The organism is Pseudomonas sp. SWRI154 (assembly GCF_014268645.1).
GTDB lineage: Bacteria > Pseudomonadota > Gammaproteobacteria > Pseudomonadales > Pseudomonadaceae > Aquipseudomonas > Aquipseudomonas marvdashtae.
Genome location: NZ_JABWQW010000038.1, coordinates 39168 through 45167, shown reverse-complemented (window position 1 = coordinate 45167; position 6000 = coordinate 39168). Strand labels below are relative to the sequence as shown.

2 protein-coding genes and 1 pseudogene are annotated in these 6000 nt (G+C 56.9%); 1 reads left to right on the top strand and 2 read right to left on the bottom strand.

Annotated features, from left to right (window positions below; genetic code table 11):
- A pseudogene (locus HU806_RS24410) lies at positions 1 to 1232 on the bottom strand (hypothetical protein); the annotation flags it as partial.
- A 37-nt stretch (positions 1233 to 1269) separates the two neighbouring features.
- Here HU806_RS24410 and HU806_RS24405 point away from each other — a divergent pair.
- On the top strand, positions 1270 to 3255 hold the full coding sequence (locus tag HU806_RS24405; protein WP_186615262.1) for a hypothetical protein: 1986 nt from the start codon (positions 1270 to 1272) through the stop codon (positions 3253 to 3255).
- Between the two features lie 207 nt (positions 3256 to 3462).
- Here the strand turns inward: HU806_RS24405 and HU806_RS24400 are convergent, their stop codons facing one another.
- Positions 3463 to 5754, bottom strand: a complete 2292-nt coding sequence (locus tag HU806_RS24400; protein WP_186615260.1) for an autotransporter outer membrane beta-barrel domain-containing protein — start codon at positions 5752 to 5754, stop codon at positions 3463 to 3465.
- Positions 5755 to 6000: the final 246 nt, after the last annotated feature.

The following is a 6000-nucleotide window of genomic DNA, read 5'->3' as shown; positions in this document are numbered from 1 at the left end:
GCCGGATCCAGCGCAATCTCGATCGTTGTGCTCGGCAGTTGCGGGTCGAGCGTGCCGGCGATCTCGTCCAGCGGGATCGGCGCCGCCAGGGGATTGGCCCGGCCCACGACCCTTGGGGAGAATATTTTGGAGAACAGGTCAGCACTGCCATCCGCCTTGATCAGCCGGTAGGAAAAAGCCGCATGGGGACCACCGGCCAGTTGCCGGACCTCGGCGCTGGGGCGTTTGAATGACATGAAGCCTTCGGCGTTGACGACCGGTTCCGGCGTATAGACCACCTCGACTTTTTCACCCTCCGCCGTTGTGCCCATTAAACGCATCTCGACCTGATCGCCTACAAGGATGTCGGGCCCTCTAGTGTCTAACTGGAAGGTCAGGTCCGCCTCACCGAGCTTGTCCATGTCCAACACCAGGTTGATCGCCTCCGCGATCAACGGTGCCCCGAGACGCGAGTTGCCGGTGTCGATAATCACCCGCACTTCGGCACTCCAGTCGTCGGACTTGTTGTCCACCCGGTCATACACTTCAAAGACCACCGCCAGGCCATTGCTATCAGTATCCCCGGCCCTGAGGATGGTGGCTTCGTCAACGGTGATGACCAGGGGCGCAGATTGTGGCGGCAGGTGCTGCGCTTCTACCGTCTTCCAAATGAGTTCACCACCCCAGGACAGCTTGATCCGGTCTCCCTCGGCCATGATTGGGTACGGCTCGATGGTCACCGGGACGCCTGCGGCAGCGGCGTCTTTATCCACCGCGCCGGGTGGCAGGAACTCGACAGGAATCGTCAGTTTCAGTTCGGAGTGACCGGGCGTATCGCCATTCTGGTCCCGGCCACCGGGTGGGGCAAATTCGATCTTGATGTGGAGATCCGTCTCCACCGAAGGCTCGTAAGTGGAGGCATCGAGTTTTTTCACCTCGTAGCTCAGGGCAACGTCTCCATCGATCAGCATGTCTGCCAGGATATGCTGTATGACCGGCTGGCCTACTTCGGTTTGTTCAGTGATAGAGCCCGGCACAACCGGTTGAGAACCTAGCTTGATCCTATAGGCATCGCCCCGGCCCATGTTTGGCCAAGGCGGTAGAATCACCCGCAGCCCGTCGTGGGGAAAAACTTCGCGGGCGGCGGCAATGTTGATGCCGACGCTGTTTTCAGGAGCCGGCGGATACGCCGGGCCGCCCTCGGGGACCTCCAGTTTTGGAAGTATGCGGGGGGTGTTGTCGGCAGTGTCCATGGCAAGGTCCCAGTCGGATGAGGTCTGGGGTTATTCAATGCCTGAAATCGAGGTGTGGCTACTGTCAGAGTTGACAGTAGGCAAGTCTTCGAGCAGCGATCAAATTAGGGTTTCCTCAAACATCAACTGGACATTTCTCATGACCCGGTTCATGCCTTGGCTACTGCCTCCCCTGGCCCCTTATCAAGCCCCCCTGGTACTTAAAGGTCTGTTCATCCCCGGTTGGACCAGTCCGGTAAACGATGCCGACTACGGGATCAATCGCGATATTGTTTTCAACCCTGCGGTCCCCCCCCAGACCGAAGACCCGCCCAAGGATGCACTTTGTGTGATCGACCCTTGGGGCGACCAAGCAGCAGGTGACCGTGCCGAGGTCTACCTGAATGATGAAAAAATCGCCGAGGAGACTGTTGGGGAGGGTGAGGTCAACGAACGCATGTTTCTGTGGTTGCCTCATGAAAAAATCGCCGCCCGCTGGGGCGAGAATTTCCATTTCAAAATGACCCCCGTAGGCGAAGCTGTGCCCAGCGACGAATCCAAACCCCAGCGTCTGCGTGTCAAATTGGATCGACCCGGCGGCAAGGACAAAGAACCTAACAACCCAGGACACTCGGAACTGAAGGCTCCGAAGCCCCCTCAGGATGTGATCGATAATGGCGTCGACGCCGGCTCAGCAAAGGACGGCTTCGATCTAGAAATCATGCATTATCCGGGTCGAGCGGCCCACGACACCATTCAGTTGGCCTGGGGCAGCGCCTTTGTATACCGCGAGGTGACTCCTGATGAAGCCAACACCACCGACTCGATTTTCATAAGAATCGACCAACGAACGATTCTGGCCGGCGGGGACAGTGACAGGCTGCTGGTGCACTACATGGTGTTCGATCTGGTCTGGAACTACGCGGAAAAATATTCCTTGCGCACTTATGTGCAAGTAAACGCCGGGGCCGCCCGACTACCTGAGCCCATCATCAAGGAAGCTTCCGGCGGCACTATCGATTTGCCGACGCTGGGCAAACAGCCGGTAACGATTCAGATTTGGGCGAGCGCACCTGATTTTGCCTTGAACGACACGTTGAATATGGTCTGGATCGGTACTCCAGTGATCGGCCTGCCCTTCGAAAACCGTCAATCCAAAGTTATCGACAACCTGCCCTACATCTATGAATTCGAGATCCCCAACGCTGAAATCCGCGCCCTGTCAGGCGGTAAGGGCGATGCTTTCTATATACTGGAAAAAGCCAACGGCGCCCCTCCCCTGTCGTCCAAACATGCCTTTGCAATCGTCGAGGGGCAGGTATCCTCTCTACCGGCGCCGACGCTGATAGAGCTGATTGGCGACACCCTCGAACCGGACCTGCCCTTCGCCACTGTGATCATCCATGCTTATCCGGGAATGAAGGGTGGCGACCATCTCAAACTGGTCTGGCTGGGTGAAAAGGCCAACAATGGTGGCCCGTATTTACATGAAGACGAGCATCCAGTCAGCGACAATCAAGTCGGCACGGACATTGTAATGTCCGTGCCCGGTGAACATATCGCGGTACTGAGGGGAGGCACCCTGAGACTGGGCTACTGGGTCTCCAATGATGACGCAGTGGTGTATGACGTCAGGGAGTCCGACTTCCTCGACGCGCAAGTCCAGGTCATCCGTGCCGACATTCCTGCGCCGCTGGTCATTGAAGCACCTGACAATAAACTGGACCCGGAAATTCATACCGGCAGCGTGACGCTACACGTTGGATACCTGGGCACCGCCAAGGACGATATTCTCACCTATTACTGGCAGGGCAATCCCGGAGATGGCAGTACCAGCGATTGGGTGCCGATATCCCATGTCAGCGCCGGCAAGCCACTGGACTTTACTATTCGGCGTAAATATATCGAACCGAATATCAATAGCATTGTCCGGATTCGTTATGTTGTCCTTGAAAAACTCACCGGACGGTATCGCTATTCGGGGTTGCTTGAGTTGGTCATCGGCGACCTGCTGGGGGAATCATCAACATTCCGGCCTCGGTGATCGGAGCCCATATCAACCGTACCGTGATGCTCGGTTATGAAGTGGCGCGCAAAGGCTTCTTTGTTTCCCTCTGAAAGCTTGATAACGATCTGGGAAGCAAGGGACGCATTTTATCTCCCATATCACCCCAGTGATGGGCCGCCTCAAACCAAAAAACCCTGCACGAAGGCAGGGTTCTTTTTGAGACCGTCCGGCGAAAAACGATTCTTACCAGCTATAACGCAGCCCCACATTCGCGCCGAACGGCATTTCGATATTCTTGCCATTGGCATAGTCGAAATCAGCATGCAGCTGCAGGCGCTCGTTGAGTTGCGCGGCTACACCGGCGCCCAGCTCACCGCGCGAACCCGACAAGTCGTTGTTGAATACATTGTTATTGACTTGCACCTCATTGTTCTTGGCAAACTCATGCGCCATCGCCAGCCGAACATAGGGCTGCAACACCGTACCGTCGTCCAGGGTAAAATTACGCCCACCGGTCATGCCGACTTTCCCGAGGAACGAGCGAGTACGGTCGCCTTCGGCCTGCATGCCATTGTCCAGGCCATAATCCTGACTCTGAATCACCACCGTCGAAAACTGAGTATAGGGTTCGATGAAGTAGTTGTTGTCCAGCTTGATATGCCGTCCGAACTCCACCGAACCGCCCAAGCCGGCGGTATTGTAAGAGCCCTTGGCACGGGTGCTGTCACTCATGGAGACTTTCGCCTCGTTATGAAAACGGTTGAGCTTGAGTACACCGTCGAAGTAGTAGCCTGTGTCCGCGTCCAGCCAAGTGGTGTAAGCCCCCAGATAGTAGCTTTTCACGGTGCCCGAGCTGCCACGGGACAAGTCTAGGTCTGAGTTGCTATGGCCCACCATGGCGCCAATCAGCCATTGTCCATCGCCCGTGGGCAGCGGTGCATCAGCGCCCAAGGAGAAGCCCTGCTGAGTTTGCTTGTAACCGGTACCGGAAGCCGCGTCCACGATGTGCTTGTTGCCATAGGTACGACCCCAAGCACCAGACTTGCCACCATTGAAGCGCAACTCGCCCATGCGGCTGCGCAGACTGGTCAGCTCACCCAGCCAGACGGTCGGAGCGGTGTTGAACAGGGCCATTACGGTTCGGGTACCGGGGCTCACCGTCGCGGTTTCAGGGTCCAGGAACCAGTCAGTCCCGCCTGAACCATTGCTTGCTGAGGCCAGCTTGTAGGAGTAAGTCCCGACATCCACCTGATTACCGGCCAAGCCAAAGGTAGCATCGCCTGCCGCCGTTTTGACCAGGGTCAGCTCCTGCGGTGACGTTGGATCGACACCCGACCCCGCCACCAGCAATGAATGATTGCCGCTGGCAACGCCAGTGATATTGAGCACATCGTGCTGGTTAGTGGCAAAATCCACGTTCATGGCGAAGGTACCGTTGCCAGCCAAGGTTCCCACATCCAGCTGATAAAAATTATTGCCCTGGCCCAGGGTGACCCTGCCGCCGTCCATCGCCAACGCGCCGACGCTGTTGCTGGCGGTCATTTCCCACTGGGAACCGCTGTTGATGGTCACGCCAGCGACATTGGTCAGGCTGCCTTTAAACAGCGAACCGTTGGCCAAGGCCAGGTTGCCGGTGCTGCCGGCTTCGACGTTGAAATCACCGGTCATTTGAGCGCCGTTAAAGCGCAGGTTGGCGGTGCTGTTGCCGGTGACGTCGACATTGCCGGTGAGGGTGCTGTTGACGACGTTGACATTGGCGGTGGAAGCTCCCTGGACTTCGAGGATATTGCCGTTGCCACCGGTCAGGGTCGAACCGTTGAGGATGTCGATGTTCGCCTCCAGTCCGTCGCCCACATTAATGGCTGCGCCTGAACGGCCCTCTACACGGGTACTGTCCAACACCAGGCGGTTGGTATCAGCCCCTTCCCCTTCGGCATCCTGGATCATGGTGATGCCTGCGGCACCGCCACTGATGGTGCTGCCGACCGCATTGACATTACCGCCGAGGTAGTTAATTCCCGTACTGGTGCTACCCGTGCCAGTGACTTCAGTGTTGATCAATTGAAGCGTACTGGCGCCAGTAATAATTACGCCCGCCGTTCCGCCAATAATGCTGCTGTTGGCCACGGTAACCGCTGAGCCCGTCGTCGTACCGAACTGCCGATTGACCGCCATCCCAGCGAGATTGCCAGTAATCCGCGCGCCTGATATTGCCCCCTGGCTATTGGTGAGGGTGATGCCCGGCGAGGCGGAAGAACTGCTACCACCGGTGAACGTGCCGCCCACCACATTGAGGGTCGAACCACTCTGAACGAACACTTCGTGGGTGTTTGCGCCGCTGGCATTTAGGACCCCACCATTCACTACCAAATAGGTGTCTGGGGCCGTTGAGCTGTCTATATTCTTGGTCTCATCGGCGCCGACGGTTGTCAATGCCGACACCGACGGGCTGAACAATACCGGGGTGAAAGCCAGTGCGCCGAGCACCCGCCGCGGAAATCGTAGTATAGGAATGATGGCGATAGTCACAGTCATTGCGAAACCTTCAAAAGTCGATAGGTGGCGGGCTCAAGTCCGAGACAGCGCAAATTAGGGCGCGGAGATTAAAGAGATTTGAAGACGCGGTATGTAGGAATTTTCCTGTAAAAGGCAAGAATATTCCCACTACAGATCCGACCATCCGCCATACATTGAGACTTCTACCGTCGGCCTCACAACCCATAAAAACTAAACACACGCTCCGATGGCTATTCCGAAGTGCAATTGAAACCCTCAAGGCGC

Excerpts from the sequence above, each read along its gene's own strand:
- HU806_RS24405 (WP_186615262.1), top strand. The coding sequence starts at position 1,270 with ATGCCTGAAATCGAGGTGTGGCTACTGTCAGAGTTGACAGTAGGCAAG.
- HU806_RS24400 (WP_186615260.1), bottom strand. The coding sequence starts at position 5,754 with ATGACTGTGACTATCGCCATCATTCCTATACTACGATTTCCGCGGCGG.